Annotated in this window: 22 protein-coding genes; 9 read left to right on the top strand and 13 right to left on the bottom strand. The window is 40.7% G+C overall.

Annotated features, from left to right (window positions below; genetic code table 11):
• Nucleotides 1–237: 237 nt before the first annotated feature.
• The 5 genes from I4Q58_RS13180 to I4Q58_RS13160 form a co-directional block, all read right to left on the bottom strand.
• Nucleotides 238–1,296, bottom strand: coding sequence for a nucleoid-associated protein (locus I4Q58_RS13180; protein ID WP_203296361.1), 1,059 nt, complete (start codon nucleotides 1,294–1,296; stop codon nucleotides 238–240).
• A 121-nt stretch (nucleotides 1,297–1,417) separates the two neighbouring features.
• Entirely contained in the window at nucleotides 1,418–1,933 is a 516-nt protein-coding gene (locus I4Q58_RS13175) for an IS1096 element passenger TnpR family protein (RefSeq protein WP_203296360.1), read from the bottom strand.
• A 445-nt stretch (nucleotides 1,934–2,378) separates the two neighbouring features.
• The gene (locus I4Q58_RS13170; protein WP_203296359.1) at nucleotides 2,379–3,398 is read right to left on the bottom strand and encodes a COX15/CtaA family protein; all 1,020 of its coding nucleotides are present in this window, start codon (nucleotides 3,396–3,398) and stop codon (nucleotides 2,379–2,381) included.
• 27 nt (nucleotides 3,399–3,425) lie between these two features.
• Nucleotides 3,426–4,847 carry a CCA tRNA nucleotidyltransferase gene (locus I4Q58_RS13165; protein ID WP_203296358.1) on the bottom strand — a complete coding sequence of 474 codons (1,422 nt, stop codon included), beginning with the start codon at nucleotides 4,845–4,847 and terminating at the stop codon, nucleotides 3,426–3,428.
• A 38-nt stretch (nucleotides 4,848–4,885) separates the two neighbouring features.
• Nucleotides 4,886–5,446 carry an L-threonylcarbamoyladenylate synthase gene (locus tag I4Q58_RS13160; protein WP_203296357.1) on the bottom strand — a complete coding sequence of 187 codons (561 nt, stop codon included), beginning with the start codon at nucleotides 5,444–5,446 and terminating at the stop codon, nucleotides 4,886–4,888.
• A gap of 65 nt (nucleotides 5,447–5,511) precedes the next feature.
• Between I4Q58_RS13160 and I4Q58_RS13155 the strand changes: the two genes are divergently transcribed.
• Nucleotides 5,512–6,600, top strand: coding sequence for a glycosyltransferase family 4 protein (locus I4Q58_RS13155; RefSeq protein WP_203296356.1), 1,089 nt, complete (start codon nucleotides 5,512–5,514; stop codon nucleotides 6,598–6,600).
• Nucleotides 6,590–7,381, top strand: coding sequence for a glycosyltransferase family 2 protein (locus I4Q58_RS13150; protein ID WP_203296355.1), 792 nt, complete (start codon nucleotides 6,590–6,592; stop codon nucleotides 7,379–7,381). The genes I4Q58_RS13155 and I4Q58_RS13150 overlap by 11 nt, the downstream gene beginning before the upstream one ends.
• Here the strand turns inward: I4Q58_RS13150 and I4Q58_RS13145 are convergent.
• Nucleotides 7,378–8,523 carry a CDP-glycerol glycerophosphotransferase family protein gene (locus I4Q58_RS13145; RefSeq protein ID WP_203296354.1) on the bottom strand — a complete coding sequence of 382 codons (1,146 nt, stop codon included), beginning with the start codon at nucleotides 8,521–8,523 and terminating at the stop codon, nucleotides 7,378–7,380. The two genes, I4Q58_RS13150 and I4Q58_RS13145, sit on opposite strands and share 4 nt — an antisense overlap.
• A gap of 128 nt (nucleotides 8,524–8,651) precedes the next feature.
• Here I4Q58_RS13145 and I4Q58_RS13140 point away from each other — a divergent pair, with 128 nt between their 5' ends.
• Nucleotides 8,652–9,389: a lipopolysaccharide kinase InaA family protein gene (locus I4Q58_RS13140; RefSeq protein ID WP_236002932.1), complete on the top strand. Its 738-nt coding sequence runs from the start codon at nucleotides 8,652–8,654 to the stop codon at nucleotides 9,387–9,389.
• On the opposite strand, the gene I4Q58_RS13135 is transcribed toward I4Q58_RS13140, so the two are convergent.
• Genes I4Q58_RS13135 through I4Q58_RS13115 form a run of 4 tightly spaced genes read right to left on the bottom strand, consistent with a single transcriptional unit; the run spans nucleotide 9,390 to nucleotide 13,774 of the window.
• The gene (locus tag I4Q58_RS13135) at nucleotides 9,390–10,430 is read right to left on the bottom strand and encodes a CDP-glycerol glycerophosphotransferase family protein (RefSeq protein ID WP_203296353.1); all 1,041 of its coding nucleotides are present in this window, start codon (nucleotides 10,428–10,430) and stop codon (nucleotides 9,390–9,392) included.
• A gap of 3 nt (nucleotides 10,431–10,433) precedes the next feature.
• A complete protein-coding gene (locus I4Q58_RS13130; RefSeq protein WP_203296352.1) occupies nucleotides 10,434–11,114 on the bottom strand; it encodes a phosphocholine cytidylyltransferase family protein in 681 nt (226 codons plus the stop codon).
• Nucleotides 11,111–12,952 (bottom strand): glycosyltransferase, encoded by a 1,842-nt coding sequence (locus tag I4Q58_RS15655; RefSeq protein WP_236002931.1) that lies wholly within the window; start codon nucleotides 12,950–12,952, stop codon nucleotides 11,111–11,113. The genes I4Q58_RS13130 and I4Q58_RS15655 overlap by 4 nt, the downstream gene beginning before the upstream one ends.
• A gap of 6 nt (nucleotides 12,953–12,958) precedes the next feature.
• Nucleotides 12,959–13,774 (bottom strand): 2,3,4,5-tetrahydropyridine-2,6-dicarboxylate N-succinyltransferase, encoded by an 816-nt coding sequence (locus tag I4Q58_RS13115; RefSeq protein ID WP_203296351.1) that lies wholly within the window; start codon nucleotides 13,772–13,774, stop codon nucleotides 12,959–12,961.
• Nucleotides 13,775–13,890: 116 nt separating this feature from the next.
• On the opposite strand from I4Q58_RS13115, the gene ruvX reads away from it, so the two are divergent.
• From ruvX to I4Q58_RS13085, 6 genes are all read left to right on the top strand, one after another.
• On the top strand, nucleotides 13,891–14,301 hold the full coding sequence (ruvX, locus tag I4Q58_RS13110) for a Holliday junction resolvase RuvX (protein ID WP_203296350.1): 411 nt from the start codon (nucleotides 13,891–13,893) through the stop codon (nucleotides 14,299–14,301).
• 387 nt (nucleotides 14,302–14,688) lie between these two features.
• A complete protein-coding gene (gene def / locus I4Q58_RS13105) occupies nucleotides 14,689–15,279 on the top strand; it encodes a peptide deformylase (protein WP_203296349.1) in 591 nt (196 codons plus the stop codon).
• A gap of 80 nt (nucleotides 15,280–15,359) precedes the next feature.
• Nucleotides 15,360–15,773, top strand: a complete 414-nt coding sequence (locus I4Q58_RS13100; protein ID WP_203296348.1) for a DUF5606 family protein — start codon at nucleotides 15,360–15,362, stop codon at nucleotides 15,771–15,773.
• A 689-nt stretch (nucleotides 15,774–16,462) separates the two neighbouring features.
• Nucleotides 16,463–17,239: a nucleoside triphosphate pyrophosphohydrolase gene (gene mazG / locus I4Q58_RS13095; protein ID WP_203296347.1), complete on the top strand. Its 777-nt coding sequence runs from the start codon at nucleotides 16,463–16,465 to the stop codon at nucleotides 17,237–17,239.
• On the top strand, nucleotides 17,212–18,585 hold the full coding sequence (locus tag I4Q58_RS13090; RefSeq protein ID WP_203296346.1) for a hypothetical protein: 1,374 nt from the start codon (nucleotides 17,212–17,214) through the stop codon (nucleotides 18,583–18,585). Before mazG ends, I4Q58_RS13090 begins: the two co-directional genes overlap by 28 nt.
• A gap of 26 nt (nucleotides 18,586–18,611) precedes the next feature.
• A complete protein-coding gene (locus tag I4Q58_RS13085; protein WP_203296345.1) occupies nucleotides 18,612–19,862 on the top strand; it encodes a hypothetical protein in 1,251 nt (416 codons plus the stop codon).
• 7 nt (nucleotides 19,863–19,869) lie between these two features.
• On the opposite strand, the gene I4Q58_RS13080 is transcribed toward I4Q58_RS13085, so the two are convergent.
• The 3 genes from I4Q58_RS13080 to I4Q58_RS13070 form a co-directional block, all read right to left on the bottom strand.
• Nucleotides 19,870–20,628: an SDR family oxidoreductase gene (locus I4Q58_RS13080; RefSeq protein WP_203296344.1), complete on the bottom strand. Its 759-nt coding sequence runs from the start codon at nucleotides 20,626–20,628 to the stop codon at nucleotides 19,870–19,872.
• A 69-nt stretch (nucleotides 20,629–20,697) separates the two neighbouring features.
• Nucleotides 20,698–21,702, bottom strand: a complete 1,005-nt coding sequence (locus I4Q58_RS13075; protein WP_203296343.1) for an alcohol dehydrogenase — start codon at nucleotides 21,700–21,702, stop codon at nucleotides 20,698–20,700.
• Between the two features lie 288 nt (nucleotides 21,703–21,990).
• On the bottom strand, nucleotides 21,991–22,716 hold the full coding sequence (locus I4Q58_RS13070) for a CPBP family intramembrane glutamic endopeptidase (RefSeq protein WP_203296342.1): 726 nt from the start codon (nucleotides 22,714–22,716) through the stop codon (nucleotides 21,991–21,993).
• Between the last annotated feature and the right edge of the window lie 70 nt (nucleotides 22,717–22,786).

Genomic DNA, 22,786 nt, shown 5'->3' with positions numbered 1-22,786 from the left:
AAAACCTTTTATCAATTAACTTTCCAGCCTACAGCCTACAGCCTACAGCCTACAGCCTACAGCCTACAGCCTACAGCCTACAGCCTACAGCCTACAGCCAACAGCCAACAGCCAACAGCCAGAAAATTCAAAAATCATTAGTAGAAAATAATTGCTTTGGGGCGTTCAGTTGAATACTTATAAATTCACCATTCACCATTCAGCGCTTATAGCTTATAGCATAAAGCCTACAGCTATTTAACTTTTCTGCTCCTTATTAAAATACACCAAATAATAATACATCTGTCGCTCTTCGTCCCAACCTTTTTCTACAAACTTTTCAGCGCTGTCGGGATTTATAAAGTCCATCTTAATCTGAATGTTCGTGTCTAAGTTGATCACGTTCTTGATCTTCTTCCGCGCAGCGGAAACCGCCGTATTCGAAATCGGAAAGTTGCTCAAATCTTCAATCTTGTACTTTGGTGCCTTTTCGGTTTTGTAGTGTTGAAACTCGGGGATAAGGGAAGGATTGTCGATCACTTCATTCATAAAGTTCGTTTCCTCAAAATTGTCATTTTTGGCGAAGTGGTTCACCGCACGATTCATAAACATCACCTCCTGTTGCTTGTCTTCCGCAGGTAACACCACATCTTTGGCGAAATCCTGACAGAATTTTAAGTATTTTTTGGTGAAGAAGTTTTCATCTTCAAAAGCATCAACCCCTAGAAATTGCTCTAACCAATAACGTGTGTCGTAACGATTGCTATCGACCGAAAGAATTTTGTATCCTTCTTCTTTTTTAGTGTTGAAAATCAAGCACCCCTTATCGAGTTTGTTCAGGTTTACCCCTTGTTGAAGTACGGCGTCCAGTTGGTTTTCCTTTTCTGAAAACTGAAGGAAATCCTGTTTTATTTCCGACTTGAAAATACCGACACCATCCACTTTTTCATTGTCAATTTGAAGGTTTTCCAAATAGGCTACATAGACCTCACCGCTTTTGATATGTGGATGCATACTCTGGTCGAAGAGGTATTTGGAGATCTTCTGACTTACCGCATGCACCTGTTCGGGTTGGTCAAAAATGGCAGTGACTAAATTGAACATTTCATGGAACTCCAAATCGGTGTCGTGACGAAACTGAAAGTAGTTTTCCTCCTTATCGCGAAACGGTTTAAAGAAATATTCCTTCAACAATGGCGTAAGCTCATCATCCAATTTATAGGGTTGGGCCGAAAGGAACATACCTTCATTTCTACTTTTGTTCCCCACCCGATGAATGGACAGGGAAGCGATATGGGTACCATATAGGTTTATCATGCTTAGGTTGTTTTTATAGGGGTATTTTTATCTTCTTAATATCGTTCACTGCTTGCCCGCCGAAGGAGGGTTCACCGTTCACAGCCTACTGCATACAGCATAAAGCTTACTGCGCGTAGCACTAATTCCAATTCTCGTCAAAATCCAAGGAGTCGTAATCGTCAGGATCTAAATCCATTACGTCTTCAGATTCGGAATCTTCATCCATATCCTCGATAATGAATTCGCGATCGGGTGCTTCAGCAGGAATCTGGCCATGCGCAAACATCAGGTTAGGGTAGCTCATACCGTCATCTGGTTCTACGATTTGGGCTAACTCCACCATAAACGTCCACATTTTCAGAAAATCATAAATATAAAGCAAGCGTGGCTGTTTTTCCCAAACGGTATCTTCTAATCGGGTATCACTCATGATGCGAATATCGCCCGGTTTGTCATCCATATCGAACAAGGCAATCTCCTCGCCCTGTTCCCATTTTTCATTACTGACGTAAAAGGAAGCCATTTCCTGTCCTTCGAATCCAAACGACTGAACGATAACGTTGTGCAGGTCTTCCAACGAATCGGAAGCCTCTATTTCGATATCGCGAAACACATCTTCATGGGTATCCAACAACACTCTAAATCGATAGATCATGACGTACAAATTTTAGGATGGCAAAGGTAGCGATTTCTTCACTATTTAGAAGCCATGAACAGTATTTTAGGAAGTGTGATTTTTCTTTTTTAGGCAACCCCTCCTTCGCTTATAATAAGCTCAGGAGGGCCGGGCTTCCTGCCTGCCGCCTGCCTGTCGGCAGACAGGGTAGGCAGGTTCGCTGTATCCCCGATATAACATCGGGGGATGCCGCTGCAATCCCTGTTGCGGGTTTGGGTAGACTCTGAGAAACATAGAAGGAATTCAGAATTCAGAATTAAGAATGTAGAATTCAGAGAAAATGGAGAATAGAAAAGAGGCTAGAATGCAAAATTTTTCATGTAAATGCTACGAGAAATGGCTAAAGGCTCACCGCTCACCGCCTGCCTGCCGGCTAGGCAGGCTCACCGCTCACTGCTAAAGACTAAAGACTAAAGACTTAAGTCTACTTACTAAACCGATGCAGCGTAAACGTCATTCCCGCTAACAGGAAGAATGCCACAACCTGATGAAGTACGCCCAGCCATACCGGAACTTGCAGTAATAATGTGAAAACACCTAGCGCAAATTGTACGAAAACCAATACTACTAATACCTGAACGGCTTTTTTCTGCAAGGCTGTTCTTACCAGCTTCCGAGAGCGATACCAGATAATTCCGATTAAGGCAACCACCACATAGGCTAAATATCGATGCACAAACTGTACACCGCTTTTCCCTTCCACAAAATTTTTCCACGTAGGTTCCTGTTCGATAAATACGGTTTCGTGCACCCATTCGCCATCGCTCATCTTAGGCCAATGGTTATGCAGCCAACCTGCATCCAATCCCGCTACAAAGGCTCCCCAAATAATCTGAATGATTAGAACCGCCATTCCAACTCTGACCAAATTTCGGAATTGGGTATCGATTTCCTTTTTTGTAGGGTACATGAGGTCTAATGCCACCCAAAGACAGTAGGCAAAGGTGATAAAGGCTGTGGTGAGGTGCATGGCCAATCGATAATGACTAACATCCGGTCGGTCTACCAAGCCACTTTTTACCATATACCACCCTAAAAACCCTTGGAAACCACCTAAAATCAGTAGTATGATACTTTTTTTGATAGTAGGTTTGCTCAGTTGTTTGGTGAATAGGAAATATAAAAATGGAATGATGAACACCACCCCGATAAAGCGACCGATAACACGGTGTAGCCATTCCCAAAAATAAATATCCTTGAACTCCTCCAATCCGAAATGGGAATTTAGCTTTTGATATTCCGGATACTGCTTATATAGGTCAAAGGCTTCCTGCCACTCCACGTCATTCATTGGAGGAATGGTTCCAGAAATCAATTTATAGTTAGAAATCGATAGCCCCGAATGGGTCAATCGTGTAATGCCGCCTACAATCACCATAATGAAAATAAGCGTACAGCCGGTTAACAGCCAGTAAATGACCTTTCTGTTGTCTTTCTTTTTCATTTTTTGCCTATTGCCTATTGCCTATTGCTACTCTGCCACCTTCTCCAACCCCAAACCTTCACCTTTCTCTAGCATAAACTTTCGGGCGGCGTCATAATCATTCGGAATGTCGCCCTCCAAAATCGCTTCCTTAATCGCATCCTTTATGATGCCGACTTCGCGGGAGGGTTTCAACCCAAAGGTTTTCATAATTTCTTCCCCACTTACCGGTGGCTGGAAGTTTCGAACATGGTCGCGCTCTTCAACTTCTTCAATCTTATCGCGTACTTTCTGAAAGTTGCGAAGGTATTTTTTAAACTTCTTTGGATTTTTAGTGGTGATATCCGCTTCACATAAAGTCATCAAATCCTCAATATCATCACCCGCATCGAAAATCAATCTACGGACAGCACTATCGGTAACGTCGCCTACTACTGCTATCGGACGAGAACTCATACGGACCAGCTTCTGCACATACTTCATCTTATCGTTCAACGGCATCTTCAACCGCTTGAACAATTTATACACCATCTTCGAGCCTTTAAATTCGTGCCCGTGAAAGGTCCAACCAATTTTTTTATCAAATCGCTTTGTAGGAGCTTTTCCAATATCATGTAACAACGCGGCCCAACGGAGCCATAGGTCGTTGGTGACCTCCGAAATGTTATCGACTACTTCGAGGGTATGCCAGAAATTATCCTTGTGACGTTGCCCTTCAATCTCTTCGATTCCCTTTAGCGCTACCAATTCTGGGAAGATAAATTTCAACAAACCAGTTTTGTTTAATAAAGCAAAGCCTTGTGAGGGTTGAAGTGTCAACATAATTTTGTTCACCTCATCCACAATCCGCTCATTCGAAATAATCTTGATGCGCGCTGCATTTCGACGAATGGCGTCTAATGATTCTTTTTCAATGGTGAAGTTCAATTGCGTTGCAAAGCGAATGGCGCGAAGCATCCGTAAGGGATCGTCGCTGTAGGTAATATCGGGATCCAAGGGTGTTCGAATTATTTTTTTCTCCAAGTCCTGAATACCATCAAACGGATCCAAAAGCTCTCCAAAAGATTTTTCATTCAGACTTAATGCTAGGGCATTGATGGTAAAATCGCGACGATTTTGGTCATCCTCCAATGTACCATCTTCAACGATGGGCTTGCGACTATCACTTCGATACGATTCCTTTCGAGCGCCTACGAATTCCAATTCTATCAAACCGCTCTTCAACATAGCGGTACCGAAATTCTTAAAGACAGAAACCTTCGGTTTTCCAGGAAGTAAACGAGCCACTTCATTTGCTAGCTCGATACCACTTCCAATAGTAACAATATCGATGTCCTTGGGTTCGCCGCGTTTCAACAGATAATCGCGAACAAATCCACCAATGACATAACTCTCCAATCCTAAATTAGAACTGGCTTTTGCAATGGTCTTGAAGATAGGTTGTGATAGGGCGTTCGTATAACTGGGCATCGTTTTCTGAAAATTTCAAAAGAAGGGTAAAAGCCCGCTTAGCTGCGAATTACCTGAACGGTACCATCATTTTTTAGCTTGATGATCGCCGAGGGTTTTCCTCCCTTTTTTTGCTGCTGCAAAGGTACGACATAGTCGACGCCCTCCAAAATGGAAGATGATATTTCAGCAAAGGAATTTGGCGTAGGTTCCCCACTGATATTGGCCGAAGTAGAAACGATCGGTTTTCTGAATTTCCGAACCAATTGCTTACAAAACGGATGTTTGGTCACTCGAATTCCCAACGAATTATCGGAAGCGATCAAATTTTCCGCTACGCGAATAGGATCGTCATAGATTACCGTGGTAGGTCGTTCGGCGTACTTTAAAATATCATAGGCAACCTCGGGTACATCTTCAACAAACTGATTCAGCATCTTAAAATCGGAAACCAAGCAGATAAGCGATTTACTGTCGGATCGTTTTTTGAGCTCAAATATCTTTTGAATGGCTTGTGGATTTGTAGCATCGCAGCCAATACCCCAAACCGTATCGGTAGGGTACAGGATAAGACCTCCTTTTTTTAGTAGATCTATTGCAATTTTTAATTCGTTCTCCATCGTTTACAAAACTACCTTAAATCTTCTAAATGAATATATGTATTTTTGATTCTGTAAATATTCCTATGAAAGTACTACATATCTCTTATGCCACAACGTGGGGAGGAGGGGAACAACAGATGATTGACTTGGTTCATGCTCTGAACGACTTGGGCATTGTCAACCCTTTACTTTGTTGTAAAGGGTCTGAACTGGCTTCCTACGCCGAGAAAAAAGGTTTGTTATATTTTCCAATAGATAAAAAATCGTTAAAAATAATTTCTGGAATCATTAAAAAGGAAGCGCCGGAATTGCTGCACATTCATACTGGTAGTTCTATAAAAGACTTTATCCTCTTTTACTTTATCCATGGAATTCGTATACCAACCGTTTATACTATCAACGGTATTATGCGAAAAAAAAGTTTCTTCAGTAGGTTAAAGTATAATTTCAAGGGTATTAAGGCAATTCATTTTGTTTCGCAAGCGGCACAGCAACATTTTGAAGAGGAAATTGCCTTTCGGTCTTCGTACGATAAACTATATACCATATATGATGGGATTCGGGAAGAAATGATTGTTTCGGAGGAATCGCTCAAATCTAAATTGGACCTCCCTTCTGAAGCCTTTTTGGTAGGAAATATTGCAAATCATACCCGAGCAAAGAACTTAAGTTCTCTGGTTAAGGTAGCTGAACTTATGGTGAAAAGGAACGGAAATTCAAACATTCATTTCATACAATTGGGAAGAAAAACCAAATCAACACCAGAACTGGAGGCTGAAGTGATTGAAAAAAACCTCGAAAAGAATATTCACTTTTTAGGGTTTACGGAAAATGCTGAAACATATTTGCCTCAGTTTGACTGTTTGTTAATGACTTCCAACCGCGAGGGTTTGCCACTGACCATTATGGAAGCATTTAAATATAAGGTTCCAGTGGTTACCACTAATGCTGGAGGTATACCAGAGGCTATTCAACATGGGGAAACTGGGCTGATGACTGAAATCGATAACAATGAAGAACTGGCACGATATGTTGAGTCGCTTTATAACGATTCCAAGATTTCCGAACGACTTGTTGCCAATGCGCATTCTTTCTTTGAAGAGCAATTTACTGCGCAACGTATGGGAACTGAAACCTTAAAACTCTATCAAAAAGTATTGGATGAAACCTAAAGTTGCATTATTGGTATCGACCTATAATTGGCCAGAAGCCTTGAACCTATTGTTTAAGAGTTTAGTGCGACAATCGGAACTCCCAGACGAGTTTTTGATTGCTGACGATGGTTCCAAGCCCGAAACAACAGAACTTATAAATGGCTTCAGAAAACAGACCGACATGGAAATCGTTCATGTCTGGCACGAAGATGAAGGTTTCAAAAGATCCGAAATTTTAAACAAAACCATCGCAAAATCGAAGGCCGACTATATCATTCAAACCGATGGCGATTGTATTCTTCATGAACACTTCATTAAGGATCATAAAGCCTTTGCGAAAAGAGGTCTGTATCTATTTGGCAGTCGCGTGAATATTCTTGAGGAATACAGGGATGAATTGTTCGAAACCGAAAACATCACCTTCAATATATTTTCAAAAGGAATTAAAAATCGAACCCGAACGCTTCATATTCCGCTGTTAAGCAATTTTTATGCACCGCAAACCGAACTATCGAAGAAACTACGAGGCTGTAATGTTTCCTTTTGGCGTGATGATTTTAAAAATGTGAATGGGTATAATGAAGCGATGACCGGCTGGGGACGTGAAGATTCAGAATTGATTACCCGTATGATGAATAACGGAGTAGTGGGAAGACGACTTCGTTACCGCGGAATTGTATACCATATTTGGCATAAAACCAGTTCGAAGAGCAATTTGAATATAAATGATGCTATTCAGGAAAAAGCTAAGAATGACAATTTAAGGTGGTGTCCTAACGGTATTGACAAATACCTTTAGCTTTCCGAAGAAAAGCAATTCTTTAAATAACTCGTTATGGCGTCTGCGGCTCTTTTTGAAGGTGTGGTTCCCTTTTCGGTATAATAGTTAACGGCGTTCAACTTTTTTTGTATTTTCTTATATTGATCAAATTCAGAGACGCTTTTCTTAAGAGCATTTGGTAGCTCTGTGACAGATTGAATTACTGGCCCACATTGCCAAAACCTGAAATGAAGGTCTTCGGAATAATCTACATTCTTGGCATTTACAAATACACAAGGTCTTGGTGAAGTTATGAACTCATACACCTGACTTGAAATATCACCCAAATAAATGTCAGCTAAACGCAAATACGACATGTCCACACTTTTTTGGCTTCCTAAATCGATATGAATATTTGGCGTGTTGAAAAAGTCTTTTGGAATTTCAGATGCCTCAGCACTTTTTTTAATTTTCTTAAAAAGGTTGATGTGCGGAGCAAATAGTAAGTTATACGTATCTTGGCTAGAGAAATACTCTAAGATTTTAACACCATGATCGTGCCATGAAGAAAGGGGATAGGCAAAATGAGGCGTATACAATACGATAGGCTTTTTATCCTTAAAGGGTGTATTTGGTTTATCCGAAGGGATTGCATCCAATTTAGGCAGCCCCATAATTGCATAATGATCTGCCAGAAGGTTTTTTTCAGCCAATTTCCGCTCGTGAAAAGAACCGTATATAAGCTGAAAATCAAAATCCTTTTGGTCTTCACGATAGCTATAGCTTCTACCTGGCAAGCCATGGGGGAGTTTTATAAACTTTGGTCTTTTAAGGCTTCCCCTTGCTTTTAATAGATAATGGTGATAATAGTCCGTAAAAATAACGGCGTCGAAGTTAGATAATATATAATTTTGGTTTTTCTTTATCCAAAAGCCTCTTCTAGGTTTTTCTCTTCCTTTTAAGGAATCTGTAATTGCTCGGAATAACATCGTCGGGCGTTCGATGATGTTTACATTTCCACCATCCAAACTATTTAACAAACTTCGTAGTAAGGTATGCTTGCCTGGATATGTGAGTATAGACACCTCATGATTTTTCGATAAAGCTAAAGCGATTGTTACAAAATGGTAAACCTGATGAATGGCTTCCAAATGAATTATCGCAATTGAAAAATTTCTCATTAACTAAGTTTGCTCCAAATATACCGTAAATGAATAATACTCCCTTGTTGCCTTAATATTTACGTGTTCAACTCTTATTTGATGGTGTATTATACCTATTTTTGGGAAATATTAGAAAGCCTATTATTTTGAAGAAATTTATTCCGGAAATCGAAACCCTTATTACATCGGAACAATTGCGGGAGAAAGGGAAAACACTTCAAGACCGACGAAACCTGATTACCCGCCACATACTTTTCGATGGGACTGAAATAGTGATAAAGTCGTTTAAAATTCCGAATCTCATCAATAAGATCGCGTATCGCTATTTTCGGAAAAGCAAGGCACGACGTTCGTACGAACATGCTCAAAAACTTCAAGAAGTTGGCATCGGGACGCCAAAGCCCATCTATTATAAGGAAGAATTTGATGTTGTCGGACTCGCCCATAGTTATTATGTCTGTAAGTTTATCAAGGCCGATTATACTTATCGCGATTTGGTGGAAGAGCAAGAGCTCCCAGATCATGAAAAGATATTGCGACAATTTGTTCATTTTACCCATAGCCTTCACGAAAACAATATTCTTTTTAAAGATCATTCCCCGGGAAATACATTGATAGAAAAGCAAGGTGACAACTACCATTTTTACTTGGTCGATATTAACCGCATGGAGTTTAAGACACTTTCCTTTGAAGAACGCATCAAGAATTTTAGTCGATTAACACCCCATGAAGATATGGTCGCCACCATGAGTGATGAGTATGCCAAGATTACCGGTGAACCGTATGAAAAGGTATTCGAATTGATGTGGAAACTGACTTCAAAATTTCAGGAGAAATACTACCGCAAGATTCGTTGGAAGAAGAAGTTGGGGTTGAAGAAATAATTACGATTTTCTATCGAAAAGCTTGTTGATTTTATACTTCCGAAATAGCGACAATCTTCTTTTTTCGGGAACGCCATGGTCTGAAATATACTGCTTAATGGTTGCTACCATGCGTTCGGCCGATTTTCCGTCGGAATACGGATGATATTCTGCAATTACCTCCGCGCGTTGCTCTGCAAAGGGATCCTTCGAAAGATTTTGCTGGACGGCTTCCACTAATTTTCCTTTTTCAGTGAGGTTCTGCCAGCGAATGTTCCCTGAAATATTGCCAAAGGTTATAACAGGTATATCGAGCAATAGAAATTCATAAATAACCGAAGAAGTATCGCTAATCAATAGATCGGCCATTACAAATTGCTTTATGATTCCACGTTCTTCCTTGAAGTACACATTTTGGTAGATTTCAGCTAGGTTTTTGTATTTTTTGATGAAGGCAGCATCCATCAAATCGTGAAATTTGATGTGGATCACATAATCGTTATTCTTTGCCAAAGCTTCAATTTCTGGAAATAATACTTCCGCCGATGTAAGTGAAGGAGAGAAGGTCGGTGCGTACAACAGTAACTGCTTCGCGCTATGTTTCGCTAAGAGTTGTTTTTTTTCTGAAAGAATAGCTTCTTCATTTTCAGTATAGGCGTCCAGTTTCGACCAACCCGTTTCAATGACCTCAAAATTCTTGAAACGTTCTTTCAGTTTGTTGAAGCCACGCGTAAAATACGGTCCCTGCGTAAGGTATAAGTCGAAATAATGCCGAATATGAAAATGTCCCTTTTTCTCACCTGCCAAGCCATGAAAGATCTGAACCTTCAATCCACGTAGGTAGTGGGGCACTTCATTTCCCGGACAGATGATCGCATCGGGTTTGTAGGCCTCAATCTCAGCGATGCTTTGCGTGACAGGGAAGCCTTCAAAAGGGAATAATTCCTGAAGTTTTGGTCGGATATACCACAAAAAATCATCACCTTCTTCTTTCAACACTTTCATAATGGGCTTCATAATCTCGAAGGCATAGGCATTTTGACAGAAGAGGACCGCTTTCATTTTCTATAAAAATTTATTCACGTTTTCTAGGTCTTCACGAAAATCGATTTCCATGCAATTGAAGTTGGAAATATCGACTGCCTTCACTTTTGCATTATCTTTTTCAATCATCAGTTCGATACCGCGCTCGAAATAATCCTGTTCTTCACATTCATCCAAACGAGCGATAAAGGCATCCAGGTCGTTCTTCGAAACAAAGTTAACACCAACTGCTTCACCCAAACCGTTTTCAACCGTTTTTGAAAGTTGATCGATGACACCTTCCTTCAAGGTATACTTTACTTCTTCTTCACCTACCTGATTGGTATTCACGGCAACAAAAGAGGTGTCTTCTTCTAGATGAGGCATAAGGTCTTCCAATAGTTTTCCATCGAAAACCACATCGCCATTAAACCATAGCACGCTTTCCCCTTTGCATTTCCGAAGGGCACGTACCAAGCTTTTGGAGGTATTGGTGGTGTCGAAATAGGGATTGTAGATATACGCCAATTGTGGAAAGCTTTCCATGATGCTATTTTTCTTAAAACCGACTACAACATAAATGTCATGTTCTGAAAAATAGGTGTCGATATTTTCCACCATCATCTGCATGATGCTCTTTCCGTTTTTAAGCGGAGTAAGGGGTTTAGGAAAGGGATTGCCGAGCCGAGACCCGATGCCTGCGGCGAGGATTACTATTTTCATGAAGCGTTTTTTCGTTGGTTTTTAATGTGTTCGCGTAACTTCAAATATTTTAGATACGTGGTATGGGCGCTAAAGGTACAAATTACCAAACCGTTTAGGCCGTCCAAAAAGCCCATTCGTAAAATATATGATTTAAAAAAGGTCCATGACGGTTTCACCAAAATATCGAAAATTGTGGAACGTCTCCCTAGCTTAAAATATTCTTTGGCGGCAATGGTCGAGAACTTCTGTACTTTTTGGGCATGCTCGCTATAATTCTGGTGTACCCAATGTAGGATGCTACCATCCAGTCGACCGGTTTTGCTGCCGGTTTCCATTTGTATGGTATCGTGTGGATTTATGCCACCCCAACGCGCCTTTCTTCTATCGAAGATGCGTAGTTTACGATCGGGATGCCAATCGGAATGGTAAATCCATTGCCCACAGTAATTATTGAAGCGTTTCGCATAATACCCATCTTTTTCCCAATGTTGTCGCAGTCTCGAAATAGAGGCCTGTAATTCCTTGCTCAGCGCTTCATCGGCATCTAAGGAAATGATACGATCATATTTTGCAGCGTCTACTGCTGCGTTTTTTTGTTGGATGTGACCCTCAAATTTCTGTTGCATAAACCGTACGGGATACCGTTTGCAGATTTCTTCGGTGGTGTCGGTGCTGAAAGAGTCCAGCACTACGATATCCTCTGCCACGGGTAATAAGGACTCGATACAACGCGCTATGTTTTTCTCCTCGTTGAAGGTGATGATCGTTGCTGAAAAACGCTCAGCTTCGGGAATTGAAATGGTTTCTGTTAAAAACTCATCCAGTGCTGGGTAAATCAATGTTGGCGTAAACTGCTCGTAATATTTTGCCGCTCTTTTTCGAACCGGTTTCTTATTTGAAAAGACGGGCTTGTAATCGATAAAGTCATATAAATGAACCGATGTATTCTTTTTGCGGTCTTCAAAAACGCTCCAAGCTTCCTTCTTTATCCATGGCGTGAAAATGGCAAATGTTTTTACATCTAATGCTTTTGCCATATTTACCGCGCCGCCTTCGTTCCCGATTAACGCATCGCAATGATGCGTTAGCGCCATAAACTCACGCAAGCTTTTGCCGTACAGTTCGAGATTGATATGTGATTGGGTTTCAGCGGAGCAGAGTTGATAGAGTTTTTCGACCTGTTCGCGTTGCGAGGGAATATAGTTGAAGAGCAATTGCCCATTGGTTTTCTTCACAATAAAATCCAATAAACCCGCCATGTAGGGAAGGGGATAGGTCTTGAATTCATTGCTGCCTAACACCGAAATCATGTACAGTGGTTTAGAAAGGTCGATGTTGGCATTCTTAATCTGGGTTGCCGCCAAGTCCTTTTCTGCGTCGGTAAGATATATTTTCGGTTTATGGTTGAAGTCGATGTCCGGCAAGAACGGCTGTAAGAGCATCAACCGATTTTCGATGGCCAATCCGGCGTTGGTTAAGGAAATAGTCCTTCTTGAAAAGGTATGTGTATAGGCAAATTGCGTATACCATTTTTTATAGGAAATTCGATACTTTGCCCCTGAACTTTTCGCAATCCATGCACTGCTTATTTTAGCGTAGACATCAATAACCACATCATAGCCTTCATTTTTGATGGTTTCCCGCAATGCTTTGAATTGGGCTTTCGATTGTTCGATGGCCTCGGTAAAGGGAATTATCTTATCGATTACAGGATTGTGTTCGATAACCGGGATGGTATGCGAATTGACCAAGTAATGCAATTCGGCTTTTGGGTAGTGCTTGCGAAGTACTTCAAATAGCACGGTAGACGTAAGTACGTCTCCAATCATTTTCTGCTGTATGATAAGTACCTTCATACCAAATTACACCGCTACATCGTATTCGCGAAGGGCATCGTTAAGCGATGTTTTTTTGTTGGTGCTTTCCTTTCGCTTCCCAATAATGAGGGCACAGGGCACTTGATATTCCCCTGCTGGGAACTTTTTGGTATAACTTCCGGGAATAACGACCGATCGCGCTGGTACCAATCCTTTGCTCTCTTTTGGTTCATCGCCCGTAACATCAATGATTTTTGTGGAGGCTGTAAGTACTACATTAGCTCCAAGCACTGCTTCTTTTTCAACCCGAACGCCTTCGACCACGATACAGCGTGAGCCGATAAAACAATTGTCTTCAATAATAACGGGTGCTGCCTGTAACGGTTCCAAAACGCCACCGATGCCTACACCACCACTGAGGTGAACATTCTTACCGATTTGGGCACAACTCCCGACGGTTGCCCAGGTGTCGACCATAGTTCCTTCGTCAACATAGGCACCAATATTTACATAGCTTGGCATCATGATAACGCCTTTCGAAATGTAGGCACCGTGACGCGCAACAGCGTGTGGTACCACGCGGATTCCTTTTTCTTGGTAGCCTTTTTTGAGTGGAATTTTATCATGGTATTCAAAAATTCCGGCTTCCATGGTTTCCATTTGTTGAATGGGGAAATACAGTACTACCGCTTTTTTCACCCATTCGTTTACCTGCCAACCGTTAGTAGTAGGTTCAGCACAGCGAAGCTCACCGCTATCGCATAATGAAACCACTTTTCGAATGGCAGCTATGGTATCTTGGTTTGAAAGTAGGGAACGGTCGTCCCATGCTTTTTCTATCGTTGTACGTAATTCGGTCATAAAGTAATTTTTGGTCGGTAACGATGCTTTTTAGAAGCACTCTCGCAAAGATAGTCACCAATTTGAAAACAGCCCACTAATTCGAATATTGTTCGGTAATGTGGTATTTTTGCTATATGGGAAGAATATTGGCCATCGATTTTGGGTTGAAGCGTACTGGATTAGCGGTTACCGATGAACTTCAGATGATCGCTTCGGGCCTGACAACAGTTGCGACAGTCGATTTGATGCAATATTTGAAGGATTATTTCGAGGAAGAAAAGGTAGACCTCACCTTAGTGGGTTATCCGACTCAAAAAGACGGCACGCCTAGCGATATAGAAGGAAACATTCAAGAGTTCTTAAAGGTGTTTGCTGAGGAATTTCCTCATATGCCTGTGCAACGGGAAGACGAGCGATACACGAGTAAAATGGCCTTCCAAACGATGATTGATAGTGGGTTAAAGAAAAAGAAGCGCCGAAACAAGGAGTTGTTAGATGAAATCAGTGCGACGATTATTTTACAGCAGTATCTCTATCGGCAGTGAGTAGTGAGCCTGCCTGTCGGCAGACAGGTAGTGAGTAGTGAGTAGTGGATATATTTAAGTTTCCAACACCCAACACCCAACACCCAACACCCAACACCCAACACCCAACACCCAACACCCAACACCCAACACCCAACACCCAACACCCAACATCCAGCATCCAAATTCCAAATCTCAAAATAGTCCTTGGTCATTAGTTTATAGTTTCGACATATTTCCAAGCTAATTGTTATATGTATTAAAAATTCTACATTCATAATTCTGAATTCTAGAAACATCAACAAATCTTCAGTTTCAACTTCAATTTCAATTTCAATTTCAATTTCATTTTCTCATTACCTACTTCCCTCACAATTCGCTACCTTTGCCGAAAATTGTTGAAAACCTATGATTTTACCCATCAGAGCCTATGGCGATACCGTTTTGCGGAAAAAGGGCAAAGAGATTTCAAAAGAGTATCCAAAATTGGATGTGTTAATTGAAAACATGTATGAAACAATGTATGCCGCTAAAGGCGTAGGATTAGCGGCACCGCAGATTGGCTTGCCTATCCGTTTGTTCTTGGTCGATGCTACGCCCTTTGCCGATGATGAGGATTTGAGTGAAGAGGAACGAAAGCAGCTCACCGATTTTCGCCAAACGTTTATCAATGCCGAGATCTTGGAAGAGGAAGGCGACGAATGGGCGTTTAATGAAGGTTGTTTAAGTATTCCTGAGGTTCGGGAGGATGTATTTCGGCAGCCAGACATAACCATCAAATTCCAGGATGAAGACTTCAACACGCACACGAAAAAGTATAGCGGCATTGCAGCACGTATCATTCAACATGAATACGATCATATCGAGGGAGTTTTGTTCACCGACAAACTGTCTCCGTTGAAAAAGCGATTGATTAAAAGCAAGTTGAAAAAGATTTCAACCGGTAAAATCAATATCGACTACAAAATGCGGTTTCCACTAGCCAAAAAGAAACGTTAAACCGTTGCACAACTGAGACAAACCCCGCATATTTGCACTCCGCGTAAAAAAAAATTGAAATAGCATAAGAAGTATCGTTTATGAGCTTAGAAAAAATCTTATCGATTTCCGGAAAACCCGGACTGTATAAATTAAAAGGTCAAACCCGTACTGGATTCTTAGCCGAATCGCTTCAGGACGGAAGAAAAGTAAACGTTAGCGGTCGTCATAACGTAAGTTTGCTGAGCGAGATCGCTATCTACACTTTAACGGAAGAAGTGCCGTTGCGCGAGGTATTTCAAAAAATGTCGGAAAAGGAAAATGGCGAAAAGGCGATTAGTCATAAGGAGCCAAAAATCAAATTAGAGGAATACTTTTTTGAAGTACTTCCTGAATATGACGAAGACCGCGTATATGCTAGTGATATTAAGAAAGTGATTCAGTGGTATAACCTTTTGGTTGAAAACGACCTAGCCGATTTCTCTGAAGGCAACGCTACCTCGGAAGAGGAGTAATAACTTTTAAGATAGTAAAAAAAAGTCGCCCTAAGCTTGTCGAAGGGTGGCTTTTTTATTTTAAGGAGCAAAGGAGCAAAGGAGCAAAGGAGCAAAGGAGCAAAGGAGCAAAGGAGCAAAGGAGCAAAGGAGCAAAGGTTTAGTTATTAGTCAATGGTCTGTAGTCGTTAGAAAACTAGAGAATGGCGGAGTGACATTCATATAGCCTCTATTCAAATTTTATTCGTCCGTTGCTATTAGCTCCTTCTAACTATCAACTTTCGACTTTCGACTACCGCCTACCGCCTACCGCCTACCGACTACCGACCACCAGCTACCAACTATCAACTATCAACTATCGACCACCGACTACCAACTATCGACTATAGACTAAAGACTAAAGACCAAAGACAGCAATAGGGATTGAGCGGCCTGTATAAGCTCTTCCCGCTTTTGCGGGAAAGCGAGTAGCGCCTGCCTGCCGGCAGGCAGGAAAGCCCGGCCCGAACGAGCCGATGGCGAGGAGGGATTGCCCAGAAAAATTACAAATCGCATACACCAAATTTAAGAATAGAGTAAGGCTTCGATACTAGAATGTTGATTGTTACTACTATTGGTTGAGGCATTTGAACTACATACCCTTTATTTAGAGCCTAAAGCCTAAAGCCTAAAGCTTACAGCATACAGCTGAAATCAGTACTTTTGAAACCATGAATTCACGAGCAGCACAACTTAAGGCGTACGATCGATTATTAACCATCATGGATGAGCTTCGGGAACAGTGTCCGTGGGACCGAAAGCAAACGATGCAGTCGCTTCGTCATTTAACCATCGAAGAAACCTACGAACTTGGCGATGCCATTTTGGATAACGATTTGGAAGAGGTGAAGAAAGAGTTAGGCGATTTACTATTGCATATTGTTTTCTATGGAAAAATCGGGAGTGAAACGAACGACTTCGATATGGCAGATGTAGCCAACGGCATCTGCGAAAAATTGATTGCGCGTCACCCGCACATTTACGGCGACATCGATGTAGAAGATGAAGAAGAAGTAAAGCGAAACTGGGAAAACCTAAAGTTGAAGGAGGGTAAGAAAAGCGTGTTGGAGGGCGTGCCGAATTCGCTACCGTCCTTGGTGAAGGCGAATCGCATTCAGGATAAGGTGGCCGGGGTTGGTTTTGATTGGGAAAAGCCCGAACAGGTGTTTGAAAAGTTGAAGGAAGAATTGGAGGAACTACAGCATGAGGTTACGGAGGGCAATTCCGATAAAATTGAAGCCGAGTTTGGCGATGTGCTGTTTTCGATGGTAAACTATGCACGTTTTTTAAAGGTAAATCCTGAAAACGCCCTGGAACGCACTAATAAAAAATTTATCAAGCGCTTTCAATATTTGGAGCAAAAGGCCAAGGAGCATGGTAAGACCTTAAAGGAAATGACCCTTGCTGAAATGGATGTTTATTGGGAAGAGGCGAAGTTGAAGCCATAAAACAGCATCCAGAAAAATTATATTTTATAACGGTTATACGTATAATTTTATCATTTTTGTGTGGTAAAACGAGATGGATGTCATTTTCTAGATATTTTCTATTATTCTTTTTTCTTCCAATATTCTTTCTTTCGAGTTGTTCAAAGGATTCAATTGAAGATGACTCGGCCGATGATGGCGAGAACCCAGAATTAGTAGAGTTTGTACTTACAATTCCAAAAGATGAGAGGAATATTCTGGAAAATACCTCAATCATTTACTTAAGTAATCACAGTGGGGAAATCCTTGATAGTGCTGAAATCGATTATAGTCAGGAGAACATTATTACGTTTATGGTCGAAGAATCTAATGGTTACGACATAACAATCCGCCAAATTGATGAACTTGTGCCACCATTTCCAGATATGTATACGTGGATAACATACACCAATATTGTACCTGGTGCGCACACTATTGGAGAGTTTTTTGAATATCCCGATCCTGTTGATGTTTCTGTGATAGTTAATAATGCTGCCGATTCATTAGGGAATATTCCATTTTCCTTTTTTTATTCTAATTCTAACGGAATTATTAATATAGGTTCTGATAGTGTGGAAATATCATGGACAGTAGCATTAAACGATGGTTTTTATTCTGCATTTAAGAAGGTTGGAGAACCGTATCCCCGCTTCTTTTGGCACGAAAACGTTACAGAGCCACTAGAAACAACAGTTGATTTTCAAGCGTTACCATTTGCAGACGATTTAATTACTTTTGAAGTTCCCTCTAACGACTATTTTTCAGTAAGAATACTAGGATCAAAAACAAATTCTTATTTTTCCTCAGATTTGATCCAGACGTATTCCGCTAGTGATGGAAGTACCTATTTTGAAGCATATACCAAAACTAGTTTATTTGATTATTTCACAACAACTATCAGTTATAGTAGAGGAGATAAGAATTACGCTATATCTAAGAAATCTGAGATAGCCTCAATGACTGTAGATGAAATTATTATGGACTTTGAAATAATTAATCCGACACCCTCTTCATTTGATGTGTCCACAAGTGGTAATTACGATGGTTATACATTATTATATAAAAATGAATTAGAGGGCGCTGATATTAATGTTAGCCACAATATTTTGGGAAATGCAGATGATCTAAATACTCTTGATTATCTAGACACATTGCAAAATGAGCTTATGGAAGAGTTTTCAATATCGTCATCTGATCTTAATTTTAAAGCCTTTAAAATGATTGACCTTGACTTAAACTCCTCTTCGGAAAATTATGTTCAATTTTATTTAGATGGCTCAGGTATAGGTGTAGGGGAAGCCGTAAGAGTCGTTAGTGAGTTCTATTAAAACCTTATTATTTATTGCAATTTAAAATGAGATTACATTTATTTATAATAGTGCTTTTGGGATGTGTTTTGTTTTTTCAAGGCTGTTCAAAAGATAGCACCATACATCAAGAAGACGGTGAACAGGTGGAACAAGTTCTCTTAACCTACGAATTTATAGTGCCTTATATAGAGTCTACTATCGTATCAACTTCCGGTGTTTTCGTAATTGATGATACAGGAAGTATATTGGGAGGTCAAGAATACGACCATACGGCGGAACAAACAATTAGTGTTACTTTCATGGGTGACCCCGATGCCAGATATCACGTCAATAAATATGATAGGATTGAAGATTATGATGAATATCACTTTGGTACATACTTAGACATCTCACCAGGGCAATATTATCTTGGGGAACACTCTGAATTTGCGGAATCCCACAACGTTGTTTTAAACATTGAAAACGCTGCTGTTGGTAACGACCCAATTCCGAATGATATAGTTTATACAAATTTTCATGGGGGATATTCGGTTCAAAATGGACTTATCGTGAATGGTATAGTTTCGAACGAGGAAGCTTTCTATATATCGTTTAAGAAAGCAAATGAAGAGTATCCGAGATATCATTTTATCGAATCAGTCACAAGCGATATTGAAGAAAATATTGACTACAATGAACTTCCTTTCGCTTATGATGTAATGAATATTACAATCCCAGAGAATAATCACGCTGATTTTCGTTTCGTGGGTACTATTGGTACAAATACAAGTATGATCCGAAGAGAATATTTTACAGAAGGAGCCTCTAGTTATTCTTGGGGCCTTTCGGGATCCGTTTTCGACCGCATGAGAACAGATGTTTCTTACAGAAATGGGAGTAGGGGATATACATATGTATATAACGGTAGCACGTTAAATCATGATATTACTATTCCCGATTTCGATTTTAATATTGATGAATATTCTGTAACTAATACTAAAATAAGTACTTCCGGAAACTATAGTGGCTATCTTTCGCATTATTATAACTTGAATTATGAAACGACAATAGACTTCGATTACTGGATTGTTGGTAAAGCCTCGGAAATAATTGAAATCGATGTTTCGCCCTATTTGGCTAATTTCATTGAACCATTACCATTTTCTATTAATGATATGGTCTTAAACATAGTTACACTTTATAAGGATAGTGATATTCAATCGAACCAATCTCTTCCTGAAGATTTGATTAATGGGCCGGAATATGAGAACGAAAGCTTAGTTGAAACTACTAGTTGGTATCGTGCTTACGAGTAATTTCGAATTACAACGCAGACAACCCAACCCCGCCATCTACAATAACATTCTGACCGGTTACATACGAAGATTTGTCCATTGCGAGAAAGGCAATCACATTGGCCATTTCTGATGCTTCCGCGACTCGAGCCAATGGTGTATGATCCAGTACGGGTTCCATGCGCTCTTTCTGTTGAAGCAATCCGTCGGTGAGAGGTGTTTTGGTGAACCAAGGCGAAACCGCATTTACGCGTATACCATCCTTCGCCCATTCTACCGCTAAGTTTTTGGTTTGCATGACCAAAGCAGCTTTACTCATAGCATAGGGCGAACCAGTGCCGACATCCAAAGTAGCGGCTACCGAAGCTACATTTATAATGGACGCATTTTCTGAAGCCTTTAAAAAGGAAAACAAATCGCGACTTAATAAAAAAGGAGCCGTTTGATTGATTGAAATGATTTTTTGATACTCCTCTTCGGAATAATCATGTGCCTTTTTTCGAATGTTGATACCAGCATTATTAACGAGAATATCCAGTTGGGTGAAACGTTTTTGTACTTCGGAAACAATTGCCTCCCTACCTTTTCGTGTTGAAACGTCACTTACTATTCCAAAGGCTTGGTGACCGTTCTTCTTGAGTTCACTTTCAAATTTTGCAACTTCTGAAGCATTTCGCGCCGAAAATATAATTTTTGCGCCCAACGCAAGTAATTCCAATACTGTTGCGCGACCGATTCCTTTTGTGCCTCCCGTGACGACAGCTGTTTTGTTCTCTAAGTTCCACATGGTATAAAAATACGAAATCCTGCTGCCAAAGCTTCCGGCAGCAGGATTTCTACGCTATATATTTTTAGACTACGGTTTCAGTACTACCCGAAAACGCGCTTCATTATTCATCATTTTGTTGAAGGCTTCTTCTACATCATCGAGAGAAAAAGTTTCAATCATCGGAGCAGTATTGGTCAAGGCGCTGAAATTCAATGTATCTTCACTATCAATTGCTGTTCCGCTAGGCCAGCCACTAATGGCTTTTCGTCCCATAATCAATTGCATGGGCGACACCTCAAGATTATCGGGTGTGGCTCCAATACAGACGATTTCACCATCAACACCTAATCCATCTATTACAGAAGATATCGCATCGGCATGGGGAGCAGTGGCAACAATCAGTTTGGCACCTCCGAGTTTTTGAAGCTTTTCAACAGCATCCTCTTCTTTGGTATTGATAAAATGATGCGCGCCAAGTTCTTCCGCTAACTTTTTCTTTTCACTGGAATGAGAAAGTGCTACGGTTTTCATGCCCATTCTGCAGGCATATTGTACGGCCAAGTGGCCTAACCCGCCAATTCCTTGTACGGCTACGACATCGCCAGCTTTAATGTTGCTATTCCGCATGGCGTTATACACGGTAATTCCAGCACATAAAAGTGGTGCTGCCTCTTCCGAGGTAAGTTCATCGGGAATACTTGCAATTGCTTCTTCTGGTGCTACCATATATTCTGAATAGCCTCCATCGTACGAAATACCACAAATTTTGGCATTTTCACAATTGATGAACTGTCCGCGTCTGCATGGATCGCAAGTAAAACAATGGCCACCGTGCCAGCCTACGCCAACGCGTTGGCCTTCCATCCATCGGGAAACTTCGGAACCTAATTTTTCGATAGTTCCCACTACCTCATGTCCGGGTACCCTTGGATATTCCAGACCGGGAAATGTTCCTTCCTTCACGAAATTGTCGCTGTGGCAAATTCCGCAGGCTTCCACCTTGATTAATACTTCGTGTTCGCTTGGCGAGGGAATGTCAAGATCAACTACTTTGAAGTCGCCCCCTGCCTCTTGTACTTGAACTGCTTTCATAAGAAATGTTTTGATTTCGAAAAAGTTACGAATAGTCAGAATGTAATTGTTTTAAGGGAACGTTAATTTAGTGGACGGCTATAAGCGATACGCAATATGCTTCAGGCTTTGAATATCTTTTATTTTCTCAAGGAGCAAAGGAGCAAAAGAGCAAAGAAGAGAAGAATCAATGATTATCGTCTCCCTACAATTCTCAGACTCTCGATACATTTTCAAATCTTCAAAATCTTTAAGTTTTTAAATGGAGAACACTGCCTAACCATAAACTCCATGTTGTACATCTAAAATCTAACATCTAAAAATGGAGCCTGGGTTTGTTTGCCAATATTCAAAAAACAACATGAGTCCAATGGCTACAGCATTGTTTAAAAAGTGAAGAAGAATCGGCCAGACCAAAACTCCCGTTCGAAGTTTTAAATAGCCGGCCGCGAAACCAATAAGTATTCTTGGTATGATGGCCACAACCAATGCGGCATTGAGAAGGAAGGAATCAACATAGTTATAAATATGTACCAATCCGAAAACTAGAGATGAGATCACCCACAGCATACCTGCATAACGGTGAAACCATTTTCGAAGGGATTCAGATGATTTTTTCGAAAACCAAAGCTGAAACAGATAATAGGAACTTACGAAGACCACCGCTAATCCTACCATTTTTAAATAGGGATAATCGAGTCCACCGGTCAACAGCATAAAGAAAAATCCCATCCAAGCGCTCATAAATAGCAATAACTCCGAATGGCTGGGACACAATAATCCCCTAAACATAATTTCTTCAAAAATAGGAGCGATGATTATCGCTGAGATGATAAGACGAAGAGGATCTTTTTTCAATAATTCTAAGATACCGTCTTGTTGGAATTCATTCGAAACCAATTCAGGAAACCAAGTGGAGAGTATTCCAATAAGGATAAAAAACACAAAATAACTTGCCCAAACGATAGCGTAGGTAATAAAAGTAGTTCGCGTGTTTTGTACTGCAGAAGCTGGTTGGAAAGCTGGAACAATCATGTAGTGCAAAAATAGCAAATAAGGGATTACGAGTTGAGAATTCAGAATTCAGAATTAAGAATAGTCTGAT

It is taken from the genome of Luteirhabdus pelagi, from assembly GCF_016827595.1.
Lineage (GTDB): Bacteria > Bacteroidota > Bacteroidia > Flavobacteriales > Flavobacteriaceae > Luteirhabdus > Luteirhabdus pelagi.
The sequence above is the reverse complement of the archived record's forward strand: the minus strand, read 5'-3'. Positions and strand labels throughout refer to the sequence as shown.

Coding starts and splice junctions, on each gene's coding strand:
- I4Q58_RS13180 (WP_203296361.1), bottom strand. CDS start 1,296: ATGATAAACCTATATGGTACCCATATCGCTTCCCTGTCCATTCATCGG.
- I4Q58_RS13175 (WP_203296360.1), bottom strand. CDS start 1,933: ATGATCTATCGATTTAGAGTGTTGTTGGATACCCATGAAGATGTGTTT.
- I4Q58_RS13170 (WP_203296359.1), bottom strand. CDS start 3,398: ATGAAAAAGAAAGACAACAGAAAGGTCATTTACTGGCTGTTAACCGGC.
- I4Q58_RS13165 (WP_203296358.1), bottom strand. CDS start 4,847: ATGCCCAGTTATACGAACGCCCTATCACAACCTATCTTCAAGACCATT.
- I4Q58_RS13160 (WP_203296357.1), bottom strand. CDS start 5,446: ATGGAGAACGAATTAAAAATTGCAATAGATCTACTAAAAAAAGGAGGT.
- I4Q58_RS13155 (WP_203296356.1), top strand. CDS start 5,512: ATGAAAGTACTACATATCTCTTATGCCACAACGTGGGGAGGAGGGGAA.
- I4Q58_RS13150 (WP_203296355.1), top strand. CDS start 6,590: ATGAAACCTAAAGTTGCATTATTGGTATCGACCTATAATTGGCCAGAA.
- I4Q58_RS13145 (WP_203296354.1), bottom strand. CDS start 8,523: ATGAGAAATTTTTCAATTGCGATAATTCATTTGGAAGCCATTCATCAG.
- I4Q58_RS13135 (WP_203296353.1), bottom strand. CDS start 10,430: ATGAAAGCGGTCCTCTTCTGTCAAAATGCCTATGCCTTCGAGATTATG.
- I4Q58_RS13130 (WP_203296352.1), bottom strand. CDS start 11,114: ATGAAAATAGTAATCCTCGCCGCAGGCATCGGGTCTCGGCTCGGCAAT.
- I4Q58_RS15655 (WP_236002931.1), bottom strand. CDS start 12,952: ATGAAGGTACTTATCATACAGCAGAAAATGATTGGAGACGTACTTACG.
- I4Q58_RS13115 (WP_203296351.1), bottom strand. CDS start 13,774: ATGACCGAATTACGTACAACGATAGAAAAAGCATGGGACGACCGTTCC.
- ruvX (WP_203296350.1), top strand. CDS start 13,891: ATGGGAAGAATATTGGCCATCGATTTTGGGTTGAAGCGTACTGGATTA.
- def (WP_203296349.1), top strand. CDS start 14,689: ATGATTTTACCCATCAGAGCCTATGGCGATACCGTTTTGCGGAAAAAG.
- I4Q58_RS13100 (WP_203296348.1), top strand. CDS start 15,360: ATGAGCTTAGAAAAAATCTTATCGATTTCCGGAAAACCCGGACTGTAT.
- mazG (WP_203296347.1), top strand. CDS start 16,463: ATGAATTCACGAGCAGCACAACTTAAGGCGTACGATCGATTATTAACC.
- I4Q58_RS13085 (WP_203296345.1), top strand. CDS start 18,612: ATGAGATTACATTTATTTATAATAGTGCTTTTGGGATGTGTTTTGTTT.
- I4Q58_RS13080 (WP_203296344.1), bottom strand. CDS start 20,628: ATGTGGAACTTAGAGAACAAAACAGCTGTCGTCACGGGAGGCACAAAA.
- I4Q58_RS13075 (WP_203296343.1), bottom strand. CDS start 21,702: ATGAAAGCAGTTCAAGTACAAGAGGCAGGGGGCGACTTCAAAGTAGTT.
- I4Q58_RS13070 (WP_203296342.1), bottom strand. CDS start 22,716: ATGATTGTTCCAGCTTTCCAACCAGCTTCTGCAGTACAAAACACGCGA.